This window comes from Planctopirus sp. SH287 (assembly GCF_056500625.1).
Window position 1 is genome coordinate 4,655,363 of the sequence record NZ_CM151403.1, and the last position, 22,751, is coordinate 4,678,113.

Sequence of the window (22,751 nt, forward strand, 5' to 3'; positions counted from 1 at the left end):
CAAGCTCTGGACACGCTCTTATTAAAACATGATGGCAGTCCAAGGTGGCAATCATGGCGAAAAGAATCAGGAGCAAGGGAAGTTCCCCAAGCGAAATTCTGAACCCTTAAAATTACCAATGAAAGAGATCGGGATGCTACAGGGGATTTTTCAAACGGGCGGTTTCCCTTTTTTTCTGATGACCGTACGTCTTCTCAAATGAACAGCGTCTGCATAAGAGATTTCGCAAGTCCATGAACAGGATCACAGAGATTCCTGAAATGAGTCCATCTCACCCGTTGCGGTTATTCCTCATCAGAAGTTAATCTGATGGAACTTCCGTTCGGAATTTGACAGATTAAGCCATCAGCTATGGGCGAGCCTGCGAACCACTTCAGAAAGTTATCCAGAGAGAGTATCGCACGACTCATGACAGGGCTTATGGAAGCCTTCTTTTCAACCGGCATATATTGAGATTACCAGACGGTGCGTTGCCTGAAGGAAGCTTTGGCTGCCAGAGGCGATGAGGCCGTCTGTTTTATGGCAATTCCTGGCGTTCTTGATTCATGAAGATCCTTTTACTGGCTGACATTCACGCGAATTTTGTCGCTCTTTCGGCGATCAGGGAGTCGTTCGACGCTTGTCTGTTTCTGGGAGATGCCGTCGAGTATGGCACTGATCCTGCGCCATGTGTCGACTGGATCCGGACGCATGCGACCGCTGTCGTTCGCGGAAATCACGATCACTCCACCGCCCAGCGTGTGCAGACGCAAGGAGCCTCGCCTTTGCGCCGACTGGCTGCTGCCACGCGGGAAATCAACGAGCGCCTGTTGACAGCCTCTCACCGCAAGTTTCTCTCACAAATGCCGCTGACCCGCAGCTTTGAACTGGATGGCCAAAAGTTTTTCCTCGTGCATGCCACACCGCGCGACCCCATGGATGAATACCTCACTGACGATCCGGCCTCGTGGCAACAGCGACTGGCCATGATCGATGCTCATTTCGTTTGTGTTGGTCATACCCATCGTCCTTTGCACCTGGATCTTGGCCGTACTCAGGTCATTAATCCCGGCAGTGTGGGCCAGCCCAGGCATGGTGAAGCGGGTGCTCATTATGCTGTCATTGAAAATGGCCGGGTGGAATTCCGCACAGCGAGTTATGACATTGATCTTACCGTTCAGCAGATGCGTGAGGCGGGTCTGTCGGACGAGTTGGTGGGCTTGTCTGAACATCTGCTGAAGACGGGCGGCTCACTTCCTGCCACTTTCAGCCCTGTGGTTTAAGGCAGTGGTTTAAGGCGGACAAACCCCCAGTTTCGTGAGTCAACAGGACACGGTTATCCCAATATGAAAACCCCGAGAGTTTTCGACGGTCTCGCACGAAATTCACGACTTCTGAAAATCCCCTGTTGATTAATTGACGCTCACTTGGGCATATTGATGGACGCTGGCCGGATGGCCCGGCCGAGATGATGCGGCTCGTCACCTACAGGGGAAGTGCATGCGACTGGAGCACAGTTCGACGCAAAGCAAACTCTTCGTCCTCGACACCAATGTCATTCTTCATGATGCCGGGTGTCTCCTCAACTTCGAAGAAAACGACATCGCGATACCGATTACTGTGCTGGAGGAACTCGACCGATTCAAAAAAGGGAATGACGATATCAACTTTCAGGCCCGTGCGTTCCTCCGGCGATTGGATGAACTCGCGGGCGATGTGCTTTCTGGAGAAGGCGCACCGCTAGGCGAGGGGTTGGGCCACATTCGCGTCATGTTACGCGGGAATTTTACCGCGCGGATGCGTGAGACGTTTCTCTCCGATGGCCCGGATCACCGCATCCTGGATGCAGCACTGACTCTTCAGGAAACCTGTGCTCCCCAACCGGTGATTCTGGTCTCGAAAGATACCAATCTTCGCATGAAGGCGAAGTCGCTTGGTCTGCCCGCAGAAGATTATTCGACCGACAAAGTCGAGAGCTTCGACAAGCTCTATACGGGTAAGCGACTCGTCACCAACATGCCTTGCGAAAGTGTCTCGGCGTTTTATGCCGACGGCGGTCGTGTTTCCGCAGATCATCTGCCGGAAGTGACCACACCGCGAGCGAACGAGAACTTCATTCTTCGGAACGGTTCCCGCTCTGTTCTGGCGATGTATAACGCCGAGGAAAATGCGTTTCATCGCGTGGAACGTACCAGCGCCCTGGGTGTCATTCCCCGCAATGCCGAACAGCATTTTGCGTTGCGGGCTTTGCTGGATGATGACATCAAGCTGGTGACTATTGCAGGGAAAGCCGGGTCGGGTAAGACATTGCTCGCGCTGGCCGCTGCCCTGGAGTGCCGTAATAACTATCGTCAGATTCTCCTCGCCCGGCCCGTGGTGCCACTTTCCAATAAAGACCTGGGATATCTGCCCGGAGATATCAGCGCCAAGCTCGATCCTTATATGCAGCCTCTGTTCGATAACTTATCTGTGATCAAACATCAGAACCATGAGGGCGATACGGCCAAGCTGGTTCAGCAGATGCAGGAAGAACATCGGCTGGAAATCACACCACTGGCCTATATCCGTGGTCGCAGTTTGCAGCGGGTCTTCTTTATTGTGGATGAAGCGCAGAACCTCACGCCGCACGAAGTGAAGACCATTATCACGCGAGCAGGTGAAGGAACGAAGATCGTGCTGACTGGCGACATTCATCAGATCGATCATCCTTACCTCGATTCACTCTCGAATGGGTTGTCCTATCTGATCAATCGGATGGTGGGGCAGAAACTCTATGCCCATGTGACGCTGGAAAAAGGGGAACGATCTCAACTGGCAGAACTCGCAACGGATCTTCTGTAGCGTGTGATTTGCTTGATAAAAGAACCGCCGAGCAATTCGAGCGAGCTTCTACTGACTCATTGAGCATGTTATTGACTCCCTCTCCCGCTTGCGGGAGAGGGTTGGGGTGAGGGCTGATGAACCACCAGTGTTCTCACTGGCAACACACAACCTCTCATCAATGACAACGTGCTCCCTTTCACAGATCGCAGAGCGATTTCACCGAGTGATTTCGAGCGGTGCTTCGTGATCGCTGGCATCAATCGGGCTGGCCTCAACCACTCAGGCTGGATTGAGCCGCCTTTCTGAAAAGCTCACGAGTTGCCTTATTTTCATGAGGCGATCAGCGCCCAGCACCTCCGCAATCACACAAAACGGTGTTGTTGCCAGAGCTTCATGCTGGATTCAGTTTTCCCTGATAAAACATGGTTCGTTGGCAAATATTTCACATTCTTGCCAACGGATCGAAACTTTGAGTCGCTGTTCAGGTTTTGATTCGATCAGCCTTCAGCCTGTTGCGACGGACTCAGGGACTCATTCTTACATCAATCGCTCCAGCGCAAAGACCGTCCGCTGTCATGGCGCGGGCAGTTTTGCGCGCACTGTCTTGTGCGCACGGCCATGTGCGAATGGTGTGTTGTTGGCCATAGATAAAGACCGGGCAGCGTTCTGCGGGTCGTGTTCATTGTCATCGTCTACCAGCGCTCCATCTTGGGGCGGATCAGAATAAAGGGAGCGGGATGCGGTCGATTGTGTTGGGAACGCTGCTGTTGTTAATCACCATGGTCGCGCTGGAGTCGGTCTGGTCTCAGACGGAAAATCAATCGTCGCCACGTGAGGAGGGAAGGAATCCGCCTCCTTTTGAGCGAGGTGGGCCATTTGGTGGCTTTGGCCCTCCCGGCGGGATGGGCGGGCCTCCGGGTATGGGAGCCGATCGCAAACTCTTGAAGCAGTTTGATCTTGATCAGAATGGCATTCTCAGTGGTGAAGAACGCGTTGCTGCTCGCAAAGAAGCCAGGAGCGGCGGCGCGCGACCCGGTGGCCCCGGTTTTCGTGGCCCTGGATTTGGTGGGCCACCTGGCGGGCCTGGTGCTGGTGGGCCGCCTGGTGGAGGCCGGAGAATGGGTGGAAACCGTACGCCTCAAGCTGGCGAAGCCGTACGATCTTCCGAGGTAGCGTCCGCTTCAGAAGCAGGGCTTTATGATCCGGGTGTTGTCCGCACCTATTTCTTCACCTTCGACAATAGCGACTGGGAATCAGAGCTAGCAGATTTTCATAACACCGATATTGAAGTTCCTGCGACTTTAATAGTGGATGGAGAAAACTACCCGAATGTCGGCGTCAGTTTTCGAGGAATGTCGTCCTATATGATGGTGCCGGCCGGCTTTAAGCGTTCATTGAATGTCTCAGTCGATGCCGTTGATAATAAACAGCGATTAAAAGGTTATAAAACACTCAATCTGTTGAATTCCAATGGAGATTCCTCATTCCTGCGAGCCTTTGTTTACTCGCAGATCGCTTCTGAGATGATTGCAGTCCCTCAGGTGAATTTTGTCCGTGTGGTGATCAATGGTGAAGACTGGGGTGTTTACGCCAACGTTGAGCAATTCAATAAAGACTTTGTCAAATCTCACTTCAAAGACAGTAAGGGATACCGCTGGAAAGTTCCTGGCAGTCCGAATGGCCGAGGGGGTTTAGAGTACCTTGGAAACGATGTCGAGCAGTATCGACGCCGTTATGAAATCAAGAGTCCTGATGAAGCGGTTGCCTGGGAGAAACTCATTCAACTGTGTCGCATTTTAAATGAAACTCCCGCCGAGCAATTGGCTGAAAAACTGGAACCCGTGCTGGATATTGATAGCACCTTAAAGTTTCTCGCGTTGGATGTCGCACTTTGTAATAGCGATGGCTATTGGACGCGCGCGAGTGACTATAGTCTCTATGCGACTCCCGAAGGAAAATTCACGGTCGTTCCTCATGATTTCAATGAGATCTTTATGAGTGGTGGCCCCGGTGGCACCCCGGGGGGTGGGTCGGGAGGAGATCGTCGCGGTGGCTTTGGCCCGCCCGGATTTGGTCCGCCCGGATTTGCACCACCTGATGGTGCTGATGGAAGGCCGCCTCAACGCGGTGGAAATGCTCAAGCGGGGCGAGGTGGCCCTGGAATGAGGGGGCCAGGACACGGCGGCCCAACGCTCGATCCGCTGGTTGGTCTGAACGATGCCACCAAGCCTCTTCGTAGCAAACTGCTGGCTGTCCCGGAATTGAAAGCTCGCTACTTAAAATATGTGGGTGAGATTGCAGAGAAGTATTTAGCAGCCGACTTTTTGAAGCCCCGCATGCAGAGTCAGTTTGATCAGATTCGGACTCTGGTGGAAGTTGATCGAAAAAAACTGGGGTCGAATGCCGATTTCCTGCGTGAAACCCAATGGATTGAGACCAAAGGAAGTAACGAAAGCCGCTCGACGTTATGGGATCAGATCCAGAAGCGACGAGACTTTCTGCTCAGTAACGAAGAGGTGCGAAAGGCCATCGGGTCTTCTCAAGGGACTCCTGTGTCCTCGCTCAAGCCCCCTTGCGGGGTTTGGGGCGGCGTATGAAGGTCAGTCGTTCATCCACGTATGGGGCTTACGCCACCAGCCCCTTGCGGGGTTTGGGGCGGCGTATGATAGCCAGTCGTTTATCCACGTATGGGGCTTACCCCGCCAAAGGCCCCCTTGCGGGAGAAGAATTTGATGACTCCCTCTCCCGCAAGCGGGAGAGGGTTGGGGTGAGGGGATTTAACTATCGGTGTTTCAGATAGCTATCGATCATATTTCGTCGATAGAGATGTGCTCCCTTTCATCGAGAGTCACGCGTTCCCCCCTCATCCGGCCTGCGGCCACCTTCTCCCTCAGGGAGAAGGACTGATAGAGATCCCTCAAGGGAGAGGGTTTGATATTTCCCGGCCGGTAATAACATCCAAATCGCAATGAGTTGATGGACTAAAGAGGCAGTACAAGAGAGTGGCCTGATCTGGTCACCTGGAAGTTCGAGCGGATTCTCAGAGGGAGTTTTCAGGCGTGCGGAATTCTCGATTTGACATTGACCACCAGCAACCCGTTTTTCATGTTCCAGAGAATGGTCGGAGCGGGTTTCATACGATGATTCGCGACCAGCCAATACTGGCGGTTGCGGGAAGCACGACAAGCCCGGACTCTTTACGACGACTGGTTACGCCCGGCGTTTCGGAAACGAAATTCGTCCTTTCCGCCGAGTTAGTGAAAACTGTGACGGCGTGGGCAAGGGCTAACATGCGGCCTGATGAACATGCCGACCCTTCGCTAGGCGATGGCTATCTCGTGCGTACGCTTTATCTGGATACTCCCACCGGTGCGATCTTCCGCAGGGATGGGATTGGCCGGCATCGTAAGTTTCGGATTCGTCGGTACGGCGATGCGAAAAACGTGTGGCTGGAAATGAAATGGAAACATCAAGACCAGATTCGCAAACGCCGCGTCATGATCCATGAACAGCAATTGGAATCAGTGCTGGTGAGTGAAATGGCCGAATGGGCGTGGTTCAGCCGACGTGTTCAGCGATATGTTCTCCGTCCGTCCTGCCAGGTGAGTTATCGTCGTCAGGCCTATTTGTGGTCGACACCGCAGGGGACACTCCGGCTGACGCTGGATCAGGATGTGCACGGCGAGCCAGAAACAGGCTGGGTTGTTCCTCAGTCCGCTTGCAGTAGAGAGATTTTGCCTTCGGAAGCGTCGATTCTCGAGTTGAAGTACCGTGGCCACTTTCCGGTCTTTTTCCGGGATCTGGTCGAACAGTTGAAGGCCAGTCCCAGGTCGTTTTCCAAGTATCGGCACACCATCAAGACCTTGCTAGTGCCGTGTCACGGCTTTGTCTTCGGGTTGATGTCGCCGCAACGTCCTCCGTTGTCGGACGTAACAACTGAAGAGACCCGAATTTTATCCTTTGACAATGCACGAGGTCCCGTGATCAAGGATCAACCATAACCATGCCTGAGTGGTTGAATACCGGTTTGCTTCGCGGGACACCGATTGACTGGCCCATGCTGGCAACTTCGTTGACGCTCTCCTTGTTAATGGGCATGCTGATTGGGCAGATCCATGAACGGACGCGACAGCCTCACGCGGCCAGCGCCTCGTTTCATGCGACACTGGTGCTGCTGACGCTGCTGATCACGCTGGTCACGCAGGTGATTGGCGACAATGTCGCCCGCGCTTTCAGTCTGGTGGGTGCTCTTTCGATTGTCCGGTTTCGGACAGTCGTGCGTGATACCAAAGATACCGCGTTCGTGATTTTCGCGGTTGTCATTGGCATGTGTGCTGGGGCGGGCCAACCGTTATTAGCGATGCTGGGAACGATGCTGGTGGGGGCCGTGGCCGTTATTTATCGAGACCGCTCGCCGACCAAAGAACAGAAGAACTGGATCTATCTGCTGACGCTCAAGCTGGGATGGTCAAAAGAACTGGACGAAGAAGTCGGACAGATTGTGGCTTCGTTAAGTCGCAGTTATGAAGTGGAAAGTCTCAGCACGGCCCGGCAAGGCTCCGCTTTAGAGATTGTCTATCGTGTGCAACTGGCCTCGCACCTGACGGCGAGAGAAGTGCTTGATCGACTGAGCCGCTCGGAAGGAGTGCATTCTGTCGAGTTAAAACATTTGCCCAACGATCTATAGGTCACATGGTCGCCAGCATGATGATATCAAATTGAAAAGATCCTTGATCCCGCGTGTCCCCGCTGGTTAGCCTGCGCAGAGAATTGCCTGATGGTCCTGGGCATTGACGCATGCTCAGGACTGACCAGCGCGATCCCCACTTTTTTGAATGTGACACCTTAGCGGGAGAGAATTCATGACAACACGGCAACAGGCCCAGCGTTTGTTTCGGGGAGTTTCCTTCAGTTTGTCAGCCGCTGTTTGTTTTACGGCTACAAGTGCGGCACAGGAAGCGGGAACTGCCACTCCGAAGGCTGCTTCAAAGAAGGTCGATGCTGTCCAGTCGGCAACGCCCGCCGCCAAGCCTGCGGCTAATCCAATTGCACCTTACAAGGTCGCTCCGACTGCGGCCAATGTCCCTTATGGAACTCATGAACGGCAGGTGCTGGATTTCTGGCAGGCCAAGTCTGACAAGCCGACTCCCGTGGTCTTCTTCATTCATGGTGGTGGCTGGAACAGTGGTGATAAATCGAGCGCTGCCCGAACTTTGGATCTTCCGGCACTACTGAAGAATGGGGTTTCAGTTGTCACCATCAATTACCGATTGGTTCCTCAAGCACACAGCGCGGGTATTCAGCCTCCTGTGAAATGGCCATTGAGTGACGCGGCCCGCGCTTTACAGTTTGTGCGTTCCAAAGCGGGTGAATGGAACCTTGATAAAGACCGCATTGGCGCCTGCGGCGGTTCCGCCGGGGCATGTTCCTCATTGTGGCTGGCCATGCACGACGATATGGCTCAACCTGCAAGCGATGATCCAGTTGCCCGTGAATCAACACGATTGTGGTGTGCCGTCGTCAGTGGTGCCCAGACATCGCTCGATCCCGTAGAAACCAGCGCCTGGGTAAGCAACATGGTCTATGGCGGCCACGCGTTCGGTTTTCAGGAACCCAAACAAGGTCGGCCAGAAGAATTCAAAAAGTTCCTGGCTGGTCATGAAAAAGTCCGACCATGGATTCAGGAATACTCTCCCGCCTCACATGCCTCGAAAGATGATCCCACAATGATCCTCTTTTACGGCCAGAAAGAAAAAGCCAGCAAGGGTGAGTCTCAGAAAGATCCCACGCATTCCATTCTTCTGGGGAAGCTGCTCAAAGAAAAACTGGACGCTTTGGGAGTGAAATGCGTCGTGACATCGCCTGCGGAGCCTGATCCTTCATTTGTGTCATTGACCGATTCTCTAACCACTGAATTGAAGGCCGACAAGCCGGCAAAGTGATCGACATTGCCAGGTCGAACACGCTGTTAAATCAAACGAGCGAGGCGGGATGAAGACATCCCACCTCGCTCGTTTCGTAAAGCGTTCAACGGTGACTTGCAGGCTTACTTTTCCAGATCGCCGGCAATCACGGTGAAGATCTGGTTGGGATGGATGTGACGGCGGAGCGCCTCAACCACGCTTTCAGGCGTCAGATCTGCGATGGCTGTTTCCAGCTTCGCGGTATACTTCATCGTCCGCCCTGCATAGAGATTTTCTTCCAGCAGTCGGGCGACCTTCGGGTCTTCTGTCCGTCCCACTTGTTGGGCCTGAAGATACCCTTGTTTCGCGGTATCTAATTCCTGTTCAGTGACGCCTTCTTTGAGGATTCTCGCCAGCTCCTCATTAACGGCAACATTCACCTTGTCCATGTTGGCAGGGTTGGCGATGGCATAGATCGAGAGCGTGGCCCGCTGATCCAGCATCGAAGCTCTGAAGACCGACCCGACGCCGTAGGACAAACCTTCCTTTTGACGCACGCGGTCTCCCAGCCGGGACGAGAGTGCTCCTGCCCCCAGCACATAGTTCCCGATGACCATGCCGGGATAATCCGGGTGATTGTCGCTCATGGGCATGACCGAACCACCGAAGTAGAACGCATTGGCTTTGTCGGGAATCTGGATGCGTTTGACTTCGCCTTTGACCTGGACAGATCCTGTTCGCGAGATTCGTTCATAAGAATTATCGCTTTTCCAGTCCGCCAGAATGTCTTTCAGAGCAGGCTCCACTTCTTCAGGACTGAAGTCGCCAACGATCGCGATCTGGCCCGCTTGAGCACTGAGGAACTGGGTATAGACCCGCTGTAGCGCCTCGACATTGATGGCGTCGACCAGCTTCAATTCTTCTTCCACCGTAGGGATCGCGCGCACGTCGCCAGCGGGGTAAGGGGATAATGTGCGTGAGACTTCCCGAACGGCCAGCGTCTGGGGATCGGTCAACCCTTGATCGAGGTCAGACCTGACCTGCTGTTTGATCACCGCGAGTTCGCTTTCAGGGAAAGCGGGTTCGCGCAGCACCTGCTTGAGCAGTCCCAGCACGGTCAGCAAATGCTGGCGCTTGGTTTGAATGACGAAGGTGGCTTCCCCTGCGTTTCCGGCAGCATTGATCGAAGCAAAGTTCTTATCGAGCTGATCCTGCAGTTGCTGACGGGTCAACGACTTGGTGCCTCGCAGCATGAGCGGCGGCAGGAACTCACAGTCTTTATTGAGTCCGAACAGCGATTTTTCGTTGCCGTAACGGAGAGTCAATCGCAGCACTACGGTCGATGACCGTGTTTTCTTGGGGAGCATGGCCAGTTCGATACCGGCGATTTTTGACCGGATCGTCCGTTCTTCAATGGCCATGGGGCTGACATCAAATGCTTCACCAATCGAAGCTTCGTCACGTCCCTTATAGTCGCCGATCATTGCGGCCAGACCAGGAGTTTCCGGAACGAGTGTTCTTTCGGATTTGTCCGAAGGAAGATAGAGTCCAACCGTGCGGTTGGTTGGCTGCAAGTAGGCTTTGGCAACGCGGTTGACATCATCTGCCGTCACCGCTTCGAGTCGATCACGGTAGAGGAAGTAAAGCCGCCAATCGCCTTGAGCTGCCCATTCGCTTAACTCCACGGCGATTTCCGCAGAGTCTGAGGCACCCATTTCTCGTTGCTTGAGCAAACGCAATCTGGCGCGATCGACTTCTTCCTGAGTGACGCCCTTATCGGCTGTCTCCTGAAGCACATCCAGCAGGCTGTCGAGGACGGTTTGCGGGTCGTTGCCAGTCGCGACTTCAGCCATGAATCGCAGAACACCGGGATCGTGCAGGGCATAAGCCGCCCCCGAGACACTGGCGGCCTTCTTCCCTTGAACCAGAGCTTTATAGAGCCGGCCGGAAGGCTGCATGGTCAAAATTGATTCCAGCACATCCACTGCGACGAAGTCGGGATGAGCACCGGAAGGGATATGGAACACGGCTCCCACCACTGCCACATCACCCACGCGGCGAAGCACGACTTGGCGCTCGCCATCCTGGGCAGGTTCTTCGGTGTAAGTCGCATCGAGGACGCGCGTCGGACGGGGAATCTTTCCAAACGTTTCGCCGATGATGCGCAACGCGTCTTTAGGATCAAAATCGCCCGCCACGACCAGCATGGCGTTATCCGGCTGATAATACTTCTGATAGAACGCCTTGAGACGCTCGACAGGCACGCGTTCAATATCGGCCCGGTTGCCAATGGTTGACTTGCCATAGTTATGCCATTCAAAGGCGGCGGCCATCATTCGCTGACCGAGAATTGAAGCAGGACTGTTTTCACCACGTTCAAATTCATTGCGGACAACGGTCATTTCCGAAGTCAGATCTTCACCCTTCACATGACTGTTCATCATGCGGTCGGCTTCGAGTCGAATGGCAAACTCGAGATTGTCACCTTGAGCGGGAAGGGTCTCGAAGTAGTTCGTTCGATCCAGCCAGGTGGTTCCATTGAAATCCGCGCCGCGGGCCTGGAGGGCTTTGGGAACGCTGGGGATATCTGGAGTTCCTTTGAAAAGCATGTGCTCCAGAAGATGAGCCATCCCGGCTTCGCCATAACCTTCGTGCCGCGAACCGACGAATACGGTCAGGTTCACGGTAATGGTGGGCTTGGAGGGATCCGGAAAGAGCAGGACGCGCAGTCCGTTCTCCAGCTTGTACTCGCTGATCCCTTCGATCTCGGTGACTTTCATGGGCATTTCGGCTTTTAAGCTAGAGGAGCAGAAGAGAGTCAGGCTGACGGCCACCAGTGCCGCAAGACTCCAGCGAAGTCTTTGCGAGAGAGTCTGTTTGTGGCAGGGAGAAGGCGGCGCTGTCAACCGAAGCCTGTCATCTGCAAACCCGGTTCGCAGACCTGCCGTTGCGTCAACCATCCTGAGAATCATCCCGTTCCACTCCATTAGTAAAGAATTACCATCGCGACGAGATCGGCTGGCCACAGCCAGTTCCTCAGATGCTCGCGCTGGTTACCGGAAGCCCATCCACTGAGCTTCCTTTGTCCCCTGTGATCCTATCACCCGGCGAAACGATCGCCAACGATTCCTTGACAATCGTGTTTATACTGTGAGAGAGACCGTCACATCTGATGTCACAGGAAACTGACAAAAGGAACAGACACCCATGAAAAACGACACTGCTGGATCAAACCAGCAGTGTCGTATGAAGATTCGGTTCATGCCCGGAAGTCTATCCAAAAACGCTCAAATCCTTCTCCCTGAGGGAGAAGTTGGCCGCAGGCCGGATGAGGGGATTGGTATTGGCTTGGGAAAGATTGAGGTTCATCGGCCACCTCACCCCAACCCTCTCCCGCGAGGAGAGATGATTAGAGAGCCAGGGCCGCCCAGTTGTTGACGTCGTCGCCGCCGCCGTCTTCATTCTGCTTGTTAGGGCCAGACGACCAGATGGCCGGTTTGGTTGCGTTAGCAGCCTTGCTGTTCGGGTACTCGTAATAGAAGCCCACATCCCAAGCATCCTTCGGCACTTTATCCAGATAAGGACTGATTTTTCGTCCATCGGCGTCGGCCCCCGGATTGATCAGCAGGCTGAAAACTTCTTCCCGGGAACCTTGCGGATATTCCCCATCGTGAGCCAGAGCGTACTGTTGCATGGCATCTTCCAACCCCTTGATGCTGGCTTTGGTCGCTTTGACCATGGCTTCCTTCTGGCGACCGAGCAACTGGGGAACCACCATGGCGGCAATCACACCCAGAATGGCCAGCACGAGCAACACTTCAATCAGGGTGAAAGCAGAACGGGAAGCGGACGGAGACGAATGCGATGCGAGAGTTCGTCGGGCAGAGGAGGTGGAGATCATCAGGCGAGACCTTTCAGTGACAATCAGCGGAAGTAAGCAGGTTGCACTCGTGATGGCGAGCATGTAGCGGGGATCGGCGGCGGAAACTGAAAAAACGTTCCGCAGACATCTATCCTGACTTAAACCCCGGTGCGATGCAAAAGAGTCGGTCACCTGACTTTTTGTTGGCCGTTTTTTGACCTTCTCTGCACAAAAACACCTCGATCAGCTTCCCAGGTCATGCAATTTTTTTCTGTGGCGTTCTGGCGGCGTAAAAATCCAAACTTTTCAGGACAAATGACGCACATACGCCGCCACAATTAACCCGGAAACGGGCTTAACCCAGAATTTCGACGCGTCCCGTTCCCAAATCATAAAACGCACCCACAGACTTCACCTGACCCGATTTGACAAAACCAGAAACGATGGGATCAAGCTTGGCCAAGCGCAGGGCGTTCTCTTTGGCATTGGCTTTTGTGACAAGTTTCAACTTTTCGGCAGCAGATTTTTCCCCCGGAATGGCAGCGACCTGACGAACGACCGGGCGGATGTAATCGACCATTCCACCAATCGAACCGGGCAACGCATCGCTGGCTTCAATATGAGTAATGGCTGCCTGGCAGGCTCCGCATTCACTATGTCCCATGACAATGATCAGACGAGCACCCAGTTCCGCCACGGCAAACTCAATGCTCCCCTTCAAAATCGGCCCCGAACCGACAATATTCCCTGCGACTCGCAGCACGAACAGCCCGCCTACCGGCTGATCGAACACAAATTCCGGAGGAACGCGGGAGTCTGCACATCCGAGAATAATTGCTGGTGGAGCCTGTCCTTGAACATCACGGGCAAAGTCGGCAGGGGTGCGTGGCGAGAGCTTGGTTTTGCCACTGACGAATCGTTCGTTCCCTTCCATGAGTCGCGCCAGAATTTGATCCGGGTCGCGTTCTTTCATCGAGCGGTCTGCTTGAGGAACCGCTTCCTCCAGAGCCGCAAAGGCTGGAGCGGAATAACTCGCGGCTAACCCGCTCATTCCCGCCACGGCGCCGAGTGAATAAACAAAATCACGTCGTGAGGAGCGTTTCGATTCCGACATCGGTCATCCCTTTCGCTGTCCATGGAGTGTCTTCGTCAGGCGATCCATTGACGCTATCGATGTTCATGGATCAGGACAAACCAAATCCTGGCCACTCAGCCAACTCGCAGAGAATACTGGTTGAAGTGAATGCTTATTCAAGAGAATGCCGGGCTGTAACCCTTATTCAAATCAAAATGGTTTTCATCATGAAACCGCCTTGATTAATAGATCACTGGGGAGGCCAATCGGGGCCACACCGATTTGTCCCAGAAATTTTTCGGCCTGAGGATGCAGGAAGCCGATTTTGGGTGCTACAAAAGTGAGGGTGGCCCGCGCGATGACACAGCCATTGTTCTCTGTCATCGGCCCATGATCCGCTGAAAAGCCAGTCGGCAAATCAATCGCATAGATCGGTGCAGAACTTTGATTCATCGCGCGAACGAGATCTGCCAACTCTCCTTCCAGTGGCCGCGATTGCCCGGTTCCCAATAGTGCGTCGACAATCCCGTCGGTCGGTGAGAGAGACGAAACATGCGAAATCAGCTGACTGGTCGATTCCAGGGGGACTCCCAGTTTCTGCAAGATCACCGCATTGGCCCGGGCATCTGGTGACATGGCTTCCAGTTCATGCGTAATGAAAACTCGCACGGGAAAACTGGCGGAGAACAGCAAACGGGCGATCGCCAAGCCATCGCCACCGTTGTTCCCACGGCCGCAAATCACGGTCAATCCGGACGCCCGGTCAAGCGGTGAGGAGGATGTCGACCACTCGATCAGCCATTCGGCTGCTGAACGAGCGGCGTTCTCCATCAAGACCAGACTTGAGACGCCCCATTGCTTGATGGCATAGACATCAATCTGACGGCTTTGAGCGGCTGTCAGACAATCCTGAGGCTTCAGTCGATTTAATAAAAGCAGACGAACGAATGTTGACTTGTTCATCAATCAAACCCATGGATGGTGGAATCTGCCGATTATTCGACTCAAGTTTAAACTGCAACGATTATGAAGCGCCCCGTGAAACGGTTGGCAAGTTGTTTTCACGGAACCCGAACTGATATCAATCTTCTCCCTGAGCGTTGCCGAATAACGGTCTAGCGGAACGAAGATTCCGAATTTATCGATACTCGCAATTTCATCGGATGGAACAAAGATCATGGATGATCAGCTGAACCCCGAACCAACACGACGTCGGCTTGGCCGCGGGCTCAACGCACTTCTGGGCAGCGGAAACAATCACGACTTTGAACCCGCCGCCTCTGTGGGCGATCATTCCGAAGTGCATATTGATCTGCTGGAACCCAACCCGTTCCAGGCTCGTAAAGACTTTGAAATTACCGCGATCACCGAACTGGCTGACAGCATTCGCCAGCACGGCGTGCTCCAGCCGATCATTGTTCGCCAGGTCGGTGAGATGTATCAGGTCATCGCCGGGGAACGGCGATTGATTGCGGCTCGAAAAGCGGGCTGCGAGACGGTTCCTTGCCGTGTCATGGAACTCAGCGATCAGCAGGTCTTTGAAGTCTCGCTCGAAGAAAACCTCAAGCGTCAGGATCTCAACGTGCTGGAAAAGGCTCAGTCCTTCCAGCAGTACCTGCAACAGTTCCAGTGTTCGATCGAAGAGTTGTCCCGTCGATTGAGCATGGATCGCTCGACTGTCAGCAACTTTATCCGACTGCTGGATCTCTCCAGCGACGTTCAGGATCTTGTTCGTTCTGGGCAGTTATCGGGTGGCCATGCCCGGGCCATGCTCAGCCTGTCTCATGAACAGCAGGGCACGCTGGGTCAGCAGGTGGCAAAAGAGGGCTTGTCGGTTCGCAAAACGGAAGAGGCAGTACGCAACCTGCTGGCGGCTGATCAGTCGGCCGACGGCGCGACCGTCCCCTTCCCGCAGTCTCATGATGGTCAGGGAGAAGGCTCACAAACCGGCCCTTCCAACCATATCCTCTCACTTCAAGAGCAGTTGCAGGGGATGCTGGGAGCTAAGGTTTCGATCAAGCTCAAAGGCAAAGCCAAAGACAAAGGGAGCATTGTCATCGAGTTCGGCTCGAACGATGACTTTGAACGGATCGTCGGCTCGCTGCAACGCGCAGCAGCATAGTGCTACGGAAACTCCCAAACCCTTCTCCCGCTTGTGTGGCCCCTGGCGGCGTAAGCCCCATATGTGGATGAACGACTGGCCTTCATACGCCGCCACAAACCCCGCAAGGGGGCCGGTTGAGGGGGGACGCGTGGCTCTCGATGAGTGGGAACACATAGCTATCGACAAAATATGATCGATAGCTCTCTGAAACGCGGGAAGTTAAATCCCCTCACCCCAGCCCTCTCCCGCCAGCGGGAGAGGGAGTCATCAAACCCTTCCTCCGCTTGCCTGCCCTCTGGCGGCGTAAGCTCCATACGTGGATAAACGACTGGCCTTCATACGCCACCACAAACCCCGCAAGGGGGCCGGTTGAGGGGGGAACGCGTGGCTCTCGATGAGTGGGAACACATAGCTATCGACGAAATATGATCGATAGCTCTCTGAAACACCGATAGTTAAATCCCCCTCACCCCAGCCCTCTCCCGCCAGCGGGAGAGGGAGTCATCAAACCCTTCTCCCACCTGCCTGCCCTCTGGCGGCGTAAGCCCATTCGTGGATGAACGACTGACCAGCAGGCCAACGAGCCTGCGGGTCTTCGCCCACGTCCCGGCCGATAGGCCCAAGCCCCGCAGGGGGGGGGGGGATTGCGGAGTTTGCTGGTTGTAACGCCCATGGGTGTTCTGTTTTGGAAACATGAGGTGACTTTCGGCATCACGGTGACTTTTCCTGAACTAGGTTTGAAAGCGGAGGGTTGTTCCTCCAGCGGCAGACCTCCACTCCCCTTTCCAGGCGGGATGTCGCTAATGACTTCTCTGGTGCTTTCAAAGGATTGCTGGCCATGCGTCTGACTGTTGGCGACTTGATGACCACCGCGATAACCGTCTCTCCCAAAGCCACGCTGCAATCGGCTCTGGCGCTCCTCGTGAAATCCGGGGTGCAGGAACTGTATGTGGTCGGCCCTCGCAAGAAATTGCTGGGGATTCTTCCCGATTATGAACTGCTCAAGGCTCAACTGGCGGAAACCGATCGTCATGCGACGGTGGAACGCTGGATGGTCACGAATGTGCAAACTCTGACTCCCTCCACTGATCTGGCTGTGGCGACCAATCTGTTTCGGGCTGGTCATTGCTCTCGAGCCGCCGTCATTCAAAAAGGTCAGTTCGTGGGCGTCGTCTCACGTCTGGACATCCTGCGGCTGTGCATGATTCTGCGTGTCGATGACGCTCACGAAACGTCATGCACCGCTGATCAGGAAGAGACGCGTGATATGAAAGCGGGAACCAGCACCGAAATGGCCAAGCCATCCAGTGCTCGCAAGCCTGCAAAAGAACCCAAAAGCCGGGCCATGGCCAAAGAGCCAAAGTTCATGTCTCAAAAGGCCAAGTCATCTCGCGGACGCAAGACTTCAACCACTCGCTAACGCTGAGCACGGCTTCGTCAATTCGTGAAAAGTGTTTTGCTCCATCACGTTTTTTGACGCGGGGTATGGCCACTGAATGCCACATCGGTATTGCGACGATCTCTTATAAAATTAGCTCAGACGCTCCCTGTGAATGGACACACAGGGAGCGTCTGTTTTTCCAAATCACGGCATCTGCCCGAAGATGGCCGTTTCGAGATGAATATCAATCAATTCGACTCCGTGCCTGGATGTGATCACTCATCCGAATTAAAAGAACGATTCATGGAAGTTTCATCCAGGACCACCGGCTGTTGTGGCCAGCATGGTTGCAGCGGGCGGCAAGAGTCCGGAAGATGTGTCCGCTGGCTGATTTACACATTCTCATCTTCCATCAATAGGTGACGGCTCATGGATTTGCGGGAACACATTCGCAGTATTCCGGATTTTCCCAAACCCGGAATACTTTTCCGCGATATTACGCCGCTGCTCTCGAATCCGCTCGCTTTTGGCTACGCGATTGAACAGTTCCAGGAGGCGTTTGCCGGCACAAAACCGACAGCCATTCTGGCGGCTGAGTCTCGCGGATTTCTGTTCGGAGCACCATTGGCTCTGGCGCTGAATGCGGCCTTCATCCCCGTCCGCAAACCGGGCAAACTTCCGTTTAAGACACGCAAGTTCAGCTATGATCTGGAATACGGCAGCGATTCGCTCGAAATTCATGTCGATGCCATCGGTGCCGGCAGCAGGGTTCTCTTGATTGATGATCTGCTGGCGACCGGCGGCACTATCGAAGCCTGCGCGAAACTTGCTGAGGAAGCCGGTGCGGAAGTGGTGGGTTGCGGGTTTGTCGTCGAACTTGCATTCTTGAATGGTCGAAAAAAGCTGGGCAACTATCCGATCAAGAGTCTGATTTCGTACGATGGCGAGACGTAATTACGAACATGCTGGTGCTGGGCTTCTCTTGACCCAGCCGGCATGACACTTGATTCATTTGGTCAACTGGACGATCTCCATATTTTGAAAGGATGCTCCTCATGATGAACCGACGCGAAGCCCTGGCGACCTCTGTGGCTGCGGTGGCTCTGGGTTCCAACCTGTTTGCAGCGGAAGGCAAGAAATTGAGCAAGGTCTACTTTGATATCAGTATTGGCGGAAAGCCAGCCGGTCGGATCGTTATGGAACTCCGTGACGATGTCGTTCCCAAGACAGCGGAAAACTTCCGTGCTCTTTGCACCGGCGAAAAAGGCTTTGGCTTCAAAGGCTCCAGCTTCCACCGTGTCATCCCCGGCTTCATGTGCCAGGGTGGTGACTTCACCAACCATAACGGTACTGGCGGTAAGTCGATTTACGGCAACAAGTTTGCCGACGAAAACTTCCAGCTCAAGCACACCGGTGCAGGCATCCTGAGCATGGCCAACGCTGGCCCGAACACCAACGGCTCACAGTTTTTCCTTTGCACCGAAAAGACCGAATGGCTCGACGGCAAGCATGTGGTCTTCGGCTCCGTGGTCGAAGGCATGGACGTCGTAAAGGCGATTGAAAAAGTCGGCAGCCAGAGCGGCAAGACCGCTCAGAAGGTTGAAGTCACCGATTCAGGCGAACTGAAGTAATCCTGTTCCCCATCATACCCGCGAGGCTGTACGAGATGGTTCAAGCGTGCTTCGCTTGTTCCTTTCCTCTGCATCCCTCACGGCATCCTGAGATTTGAAGAGGCCAGATATTCTGGAAAAGAAGCCCGAACGCACCTGAGTCAAACGATGAGGGTGTCCTGGTGGTTTCTACAGGAAATCAGCTGCTAATTCAAAAAACAGACAAAGACCTCCGACTGGGAATCCCCCACGGAGGTCTTTGCGTTTTCCGAGGTGTGGACACCCGGTGGACAGGCCACCAGAACCGGAATACAATTGGAGCGCAGGAAAACTGCGCTCCAATTGGTCTCAACAAGGTCAGGACAGATCATGCTTATCAGGCTTTTCGGAGAGAACTTCCGCTCTCTTCGTGAAAAATTTGAGCTTTCAATGGTTGCCGCAGACCTTACCAGCCCTGGAGACTCCGGAAGAGGAACGATCCCTTTCCCATTAAAGGGTGCAGAGGAGCCACTTCATCTTCTGCGGGTGGCAGCTATCTATGGCGCAAACGCATCAGGTAAATCGACAATCCTTGCCGCGGCAGGTGCTCTTCAAGGGATAGCCACGCGATCCAGTTTTGCGGCTAAACCGGATTCATCAATCCCTCCATACAAACCGTTCTTGCTCGACTCAACTTCAGAATCAATGCCCGTTATGCTTGGTTGTGATGTAACCTACAAGAATTCGATATTGAGATACTCAATTCAATTTACTTCAAAAACAATTATTGCAGAATCACTTCATCTTCTTACAAATAACAGTTCAAAAACGCTAATTGATCGGAATGAGAGCAAAGTAAAAGGGCGCCTATTTTCAAAAGACAGCCCAAACAATCTGTATGTTAAAGAAATTCAACCTAATGTATCTGTGTTGTCGAAATTGGCCCAACATGGCCCTTCTAAAGGCCCAGAATCCGCACGTCCATACTATCAAGCAATTCGCAAATCTACCCACCTCGAAGACTATTCCGCTTCTACAGTCATGGACAGGTTCAGTATAGATGATGAATATCGCTTTGCTGACGACCAAGAGTACCGAGAATGGATTATGCAACGCCTTATTCTCGCTGCGGATGTAGGAATCAAAGATGTCCACACAAGTCAAGAACCTCTCGAAATTGCGGAGCCTTTTCGAGAAATGTTAGCCAAGACAATTCCCGATGGAAATTTTCCTGAAAATCGATTAGTTGTCTCTTTCATGCATCAAGGAGAAACCTCTAGGCTTCTGGAATTCTCTGACGAATCTTCAGGAACAAAAAAAATATTTAATATTTCAGATGACTTATGGAGAATCTCCAATCAAGACATCACAATACTTGCTGATGAACTCAGTGCAAGCCTTCACCCACGACTCTTGGACAGATTGATCAGAGCAATCAATGACATCTCGCCTGAAGGACCGAAGTCTCAATTTATCTTCACGACTCACGACACAGGTTTGCTTGAAGGTTCGAATACTGAAACGCCGGCCCTCAGAAGAGATCAAGTTTATTTTGTGTCTAAAGGGAACGATGGTGCGTCAGAGATTTACTCATTAACAGAGTTCAAAGATGAAGCTAGACCTGTGCACAACATAAGGAAACGCTACATGTCCGGATTGTATGGAGCCACTCCAATCATCGACGAGTTTTTGTTATGAGCGGTAGATCATCTTCGACATCAGGAATATCGAAAAAAACGCAGCACTTAAACGAGCAGTTACGTCGAAAAAGGGAAACCCGAGAACTTGCCAAACGATTCTTGATTGTATGCGAGGATCAAAAATCGTCTCCAAACTATTTCAAAGCTTTGAAGAGACATTATCAACTCTCAGCTTCGTCAATAGAAGCCGTGGGAAGTGGTGGCAGGACACAACCATCACAAGTGGTGCAAGAAGCAATTCAAATCAGGAATGCTGCCGTTGAAAACCAAATACCGTTTAATGTTGTTTGGTGCGTTATTGATGGTGACTTTGGAGAACTGAAGATAGCCCCTGCTAGAGAGGTGGCAAAAACGAACGACATCAAATTGGCGGTCACCACTCCGTGCTTTGAGTACTGGTTGATACTTCACTTTTATGAATTTGACACAGCACTTAATTGCAATCAAATGGTAAGCCGATTAAAAAAGAAAGTCCCCGGCTATCAAAAAGGAAAACACGACTTTAATGTACTCGTAGGCGATGTATTAACCGCAAAGAATATAGCAAAACAATTGCGAAGATCAGATGATCTGCCTGAAAATCAAAACCCATGCAGCGACTTATACCTCCTTATTGAAGAAATTGAAAAGAGCATGCCGCAGTAAACTGCATAAATTAATAACAAACAGTTTTTTATATCGACTACTGGCCTTGCATGGGAAAGATGTACAAGCCCGAAATGCAAATGCCGCCCACGAATCAAAAGTTCATGAGCGGCATTTTTTTTGCGGTATCAGCATTGCAATTGTCGATCAAGCTGCCTTAATACCGATAATGCTCCGGTTTGAAGGGGCCTTCTACGGGGATGCCGAGGTATTCGGCTTGGGTTTTTGTCAGCTTGGTGAGTTTGACGCCGAGTTTGCCCAAGTGGAGGCGGGCGACTTCTTCGTCCAGTTCCTTTGGCAAGCGGTGGACGCCCAGTTCAAAGCGGTCGGTGTCTTGCCACAATGCCAGCTGAGCCATGACCTGATTGGTGAAGCTGTTGGACATCACGAAGCTGGGGTGACCGTTGGCGCAACCGAGATTAACCAGCCGACCTTCGGCCAGCACGAGGATCCCCTTGCCATCAGGATATGAGTAGCGGTCGACCGGGCCGCCTTCGTCCTGATCGCTCTTCACGCGGACCTTCTTGATATCCGTGCGATTGTTAAGGTAGGCGATTTCGATCTCCAGATCGAAGTGGCCAATGTTGCAGACGATGGCGTTGTTCTTCATCACGTCGAGGTGTTCGGCGCGGATGATGTCGCGGCAGCCGGTGGTCGTGACGAAGATGTCAGCATAGGGAGCGACTTCTTCAAGAGTCGTGACCTGATAGCCTTCCATCGTGGCCTGCAAGGCGCAGATGGGGTCGATTTCTGTCACAATGACGCGAGCGCCCAGGCCCTTCATCGAAGCGGCAGACCCCTTGCCCACATCGCCATAACCGCAGATGACAACCACCTTGCCGGCAACCATGATGTCAGTGGCACGCTTGATGCCGTCAGCCAGAGATTCGCGGCAGCCGTAAAGGTTGTCGAACTTGCTCTTCGTGCAAGAGTCGTTGACGTTAATCGCAGGCACGCCGAGCTTGCCCTGTTCCATCATCTGATAGAGACGATGTACGCCGGTGGTGGTTTCTTCGGAAAGACCTTTGATTCCCTTGAGAAGTTCGGGGAACTTGTCGTGAACCATGTTGGTCAAGTCGCCGCCGTCATCGAGGATGAGGTTGAGCGGCTGGCCGTCCGGGAAGAAAAGGGTTTGCTCGATACACCAGTCGAATTCCTCGTTGTTCATCCCCTTCCAGGCATAAACAGGAACGCCGGTGGCGGCGATGGCAGCAGCGGCGGTGTCCTGGGTGCTGAAAATGTTACAGCTTGACCAGGTGACTTCGGCTCCCAGTGCGGTCAGCGTTTCGATCAGGACGGCTGTCTGCACGGTCATATGGAGGCAGCCGGCGATGCGGGCGCCAGCGAGTGGCTTGGTCTTGCCGTACTTTTCGCGAAGTGCCATCAGGCCGGGCATTTCGACTTCGGCGAGTTCGATTTCACGGCGACCCAGCTCAGCCAGCGAAATGTCCTTGACCTTGTAAGGGAGCTTGTCTGTCTTCGCGGGCTGATTCAGAGTGGCAGGTGCCATAGATACTGTTCCTCGAGGAGAAATTTTAGGAACGGAAAGTCCCCTTCAAGGGGCGACCGTGATCATCCGACAAGTGCCATTCCAAAGGCGATATCGGGCGATCTCTCAATAACCGCAGGATTATAGCGTGATTAACTTCAGAGCGGTACGACAGGTTCCCATTGGCAGGAATTTATGAGT

Annotated in this window: 17 protein-coding genes; 12 read left to right on the forward strand and 5 right to left on the reverse strand. The window is 53.3% G+C overall.

All coding sequences use genetic code 11. From position 1 onward, the window contains the following. Nucleotides 1–545: 545 nt before the first annotated feature. The 6 genes from SH287x_RS17270 to SH287x_RS17295 all read left to right on the forward strand — a co-directional run bounded on the left by SH287x_RS17270 (nt 546) and on the right by SH287x_RS17295 (nt 8,744). The gene (locus SH287x_RS17270) at nt 546–1,262 is read left to right on the forward strand and encodes a metallophosphoesterase family protein (RefSeq protein WP_479515629.1); all 717 of its coding nucleotides are present in this window, start codon (nt 546–548) and stop codon (nt 1,260–1,262) included. A gap of 217 nt (nt 1,263–1,479) precedes the next feature. Then, nucleotides 1,480–2,820, forward strand: a complete 1,341-nt coding sequence (locus SH287x_RS17275) for a PhoH family protein (RefSeq protein ID WP_479515630.1) — start codon at nt 1,480–1,482, stop codon at nt 2,818–2,820. Between the two features lie 719 nt (nt 2,821–3,539). Further along, nucleotides 3,540–5,399, forward strand: a complete 1,860-nt coding sequence (locus tag SH287x_RS17280) for a CotH kinase family protein (protein WP_479515631.1) — start codon at nt 3,540–3,542, stop codon at nt 5,397–5,399. Between the two features lie 462 nt (nt 5,400–5,861). Further along, entirely contained in the window at nt 5,862–6,803 is a 942-nt protein-coding gene (locus SH287x_RS17285) for a polyphosphate polymerase domain-containing protein (RefSeq protein WP_479515632.1), read from the forward strand. A gap of 2 nt (nt 6,804–6,805) precedes the next feature. After that, nucleotides 6,806–7,489, forward strand: coding sequence for a DUF4956 domain-containing protein (locus SH287x_RS17290; RefSeq protein ID WP_479515633.1), 684 nt, complete (start codon nt 6,806–6,808; stop codon nt 7,487–7,489). Nucleotides 7,490–7,664: 175 nt separating this feature from the next. Continuing rightward, entirely contained in the window at nt 7,665–8,744 is a 1,080-nt protein-coding gene (locus SH287x_RS17295) for a carboxylesterase family protein (RefSeq protein ID WP_479515634.1), read from the forward strand. A 104-nt stretch (nt 8,745–8,848) separates the two neighbouring features. On the opposite strand, the gene SH287x_RS17300 is transcribed toward SH287x_RS17295, so the two are convergent. From SH287x_RS17300 to SH287x_RS17315, 4 genes are all read right to left on the reverse strand, one after another. Then, on the reverse strand, nt 8,849–11,731 hold the full coding sequence (locus tag SH287x_RS17300) for a M16 family metallopeptidase (RefSeq protein ID WP_479515635.1): 2,883 nt from the start codon (nt 11,729–11,731) through the stop codon (nt 8,849–8,851). Nucleotides 11,732–12,114: 383 nt separating this feature from the next. Continuing rightward, nucleotides 12,115–12,606: a type II secretion system protein GspG gene (locus tag SH287x_RS17305; protein WP_479515636.1), complete on the reverse strand. Its 492-nt coding sequence runs from the start codon at nt 12,604–12,606 to the stop codon at nt 12,115–12,117. A 316-nt stretch (nt 12,607–12,922) separates the two neighbouring features. Further along, nucleotides 12,923–13,681, reverse strand: coding sequence for a carbonic anhydrase (locus tag SH287x_RS17310; RefSeq protein WP_479515637.1), 759 nt, complete (start codon nt 13,679–13,681; stop codon nt 12,923–12,925). 186 nt (nt 13,682–13,867) lie between these two features. Continuing rightward, nucleotides 13,868–14,605: an NAD(P)H-hydrate epimerase gene (locus SH287x_RS17315; protein ID WP_479515638.1), complete on the reverse strand. Its 738-nt coding sequence runs from the start codon at nt 14,603–14,605 to the stop codon at nt 13,868–13,870. A gap of 214 nt (nt 14,606–14,819) precedes the next feature. Between SH287x_RS17315 and SH287x_RS17320 the strand changes: the two genes are divergently transcribed. The 6 genes from SH287x_RS17320 to SH287x_RS17345 all read left to right on the forward strand — a co-directional run bounded on the left by SH287x_RS17320 (nt 14,820) and on the right by SH287x_RS17345 (nt 21,061). Next, nucleotides 14,820–15,764, forward strand: a complete 945-nt coding sequence (locus SH287x_RS17320; RefSeq protein WP_479515639.1) for a ParB/RepB/Spo0J family partition protein — start codon at nt 14,820–14,822, stop codon at nt 15,762–15,764. Nucleotides 15,765–16,584: 820 nt separating this feature from the next. After that, on the forward strand, nt 16,585–17,166 hold the full coding sequence (locus SH287x_RS17325; RefSeq protein ID WP_479515640.1) for a CBS domain-containing protein: 582 nt from the start codon (nt 16,585–16,587) through the stop codon (nt 17,164–17,166). A gap of 390 nt (nt 17,167–17,556) precedes the next feature. Further along, nucleotides 17,557–18,081: an adenine phosphoribosyltransferase gene (locus tag SH287x_RS17330; RefSeq protein ID WP_479515641.1), complete on the forward strand. Its 525-nt coding sequence runs from the start codon at nt 17,557–17,559 to the stop codon at nt 18,079–18,081. Nucleotides 18,082–18,182: 101 nt separating this feature from the next. Then, on the forward strand, nt 18,183–18,758 hold the full coding sequence (locus SH287x_RS17335; RefSeq protein WP_479515642.1) for a peptidylprolyl isomerase: 576 nt from the start codon (nt 18,183–18,185) through the stop codon (nt 18,756–18,758). Nucleotides 18,759–19,106: 348 nt separating this feature from the next. Continuing rightward, the gene (locus tag SH287x_RS17340; protein WP_479515643.1) at nt 19,107–20,414 is read left to right on the forward strand and encodes an AAA family ATPase; all 1,308 of its coding nucleotides are present in this window, start codon (nt 19,107–19,109) and stop codon (nt 20,412–20,414) included. Continuing rightward, complete coding sequence (locus SH287x_RS17345) at nt 20,411–21,061, forward strand: RloB family protein (RefSeq protein WP_479515644.1); 651 nt, start codon at nt 20,411–20,413, stop codon at nt 21,059–21,061. Before SH287x_RS17340 ends, SH287x_RS17345 begins: the two co-directional genes overlap by 4 nt. Before the next feature lie 157 nt (nt 21,062–21,218). Here the strand turns inward: SH287x_RS17345 and ahcY are convergent, their stop codons facing one another. Further along, nucleotides 21,219–22,571: an adenosylhomocysteinase gene (ahcY, locus tag SH287x_RS17350; protein WP_479515645.1), complete on the reverse strand. Its 1,353-nt coding sequence runs from the start codon at nt 22,569–22,571 to the stop codon at nt 21,219–21,221. Between the last annotated feature and the right edge of the window lie 180 nt (nt 22,572–22,751).

Bases quoted from the DNA above. Each gene is read 5' to 3' on its own strand.
- SH287x_RS17270 (WP_479515629.1), top strand. From the start codon at position 546: ATGAAGATCCTTTTACTGGCTGACATTCACGCGAATTTTGTCGCTCTT.
- SH287x_RS17275 (WP_479515630.1), top strand. From the start codon at position 1,480: ATGCGACTGGAGCACAGTTCGACGCAAAGCAAACTCTTCGTCCTCGAC.
- SH287x_RS17280 (WP_479515631.1), top strand. From the start codon at position 3,540: ATGCGGTCGATTGTGTTGGGAACGCTGCTGTTGTTAATCACCATGGTC.
- SH287x_RS17290 (WP_479515633.1), top strand. From the start codon at position 6,806: ATGCCTGAGTGGTTGAATACCGGTTTGCTTCGCGGGACACCGATTGAC.
- SH287x_RS17295 (WP_479515634.1), top strand. From the start codon at position 7,665: ATGACAACACGGCAACAGGCCCAGCGTTTGTTTCGGGGAGTTTCCTTC.
- SH287x_RS17305 (WP_479515636.1), bottom strand. From the start codon at position 12,606: ATGATCTCCACCTCCTCTGCCCGACGAACTCTCGCATCGCATTCGTCT.
- SH287x_RS17310 (WP_479515637.1), bottom strand. From the start codon at position 13,681: ATGTCGGAATCGAAACGCTCCTCACGACGTGATTTTGTTTATTCACTC.
- SH287x_RS17315 (WP_479515638.1), bottom strand. From the start codon at position 14,605: ATGAACAAGTCAACATTCGTTCGTCTGCTTTTATTAAATCGACTGAAG.
- SH287x_RS17320 (WP_479515639.1), top strand. From the start codon at position 14,820: ATGGATGATCAGCTGAACCCCGAACCAACACGACGTCGGCTTGGCCGC.
- SH287x_RS17325 (WP_479515640.1), top strand. From the start codon at position 16,585: ATGCGTCTGACTGTTGGCGACTTGATGACCACCGCGATAACCGTCTCT.
- SH287x_RS17330 (WP_479515641.1), top strand. From the start codon at position 17,557: ATGGATTTGCGGGAACACATTCGCAGTATTCCGGATTTTCCCAAACCC.
- SH287x_RS17335 (WP_479515642.1), top strand. From the start codon at position 18,183: ATGATGAACCGACGCGAAGCCCTGGCGACCTCTGTGGCTGCGGTGGCT.
- SH287x_RS17340 (WP_479515643.1), top strand. From the start codon at position 19,107: ATGCTTATCAGGCTTTTCGGAGAGAACTTCCGCTCTCTTCGTGAAAAA.
- SH287x_RS17345 (WP_479515644.1), top strand. From the start codon at position 20,411: ATGAGCGGTAGATCATCTTCGACATCAGGAATATCGAAAAAAACGCAG.
- ahcY (WP_479515645.1), bottom strand. From the start codon at position 22,571: ATGGCACCTGCCACTCTGAATCAGCCCGCGAAGACAGACAAGCTCCCT.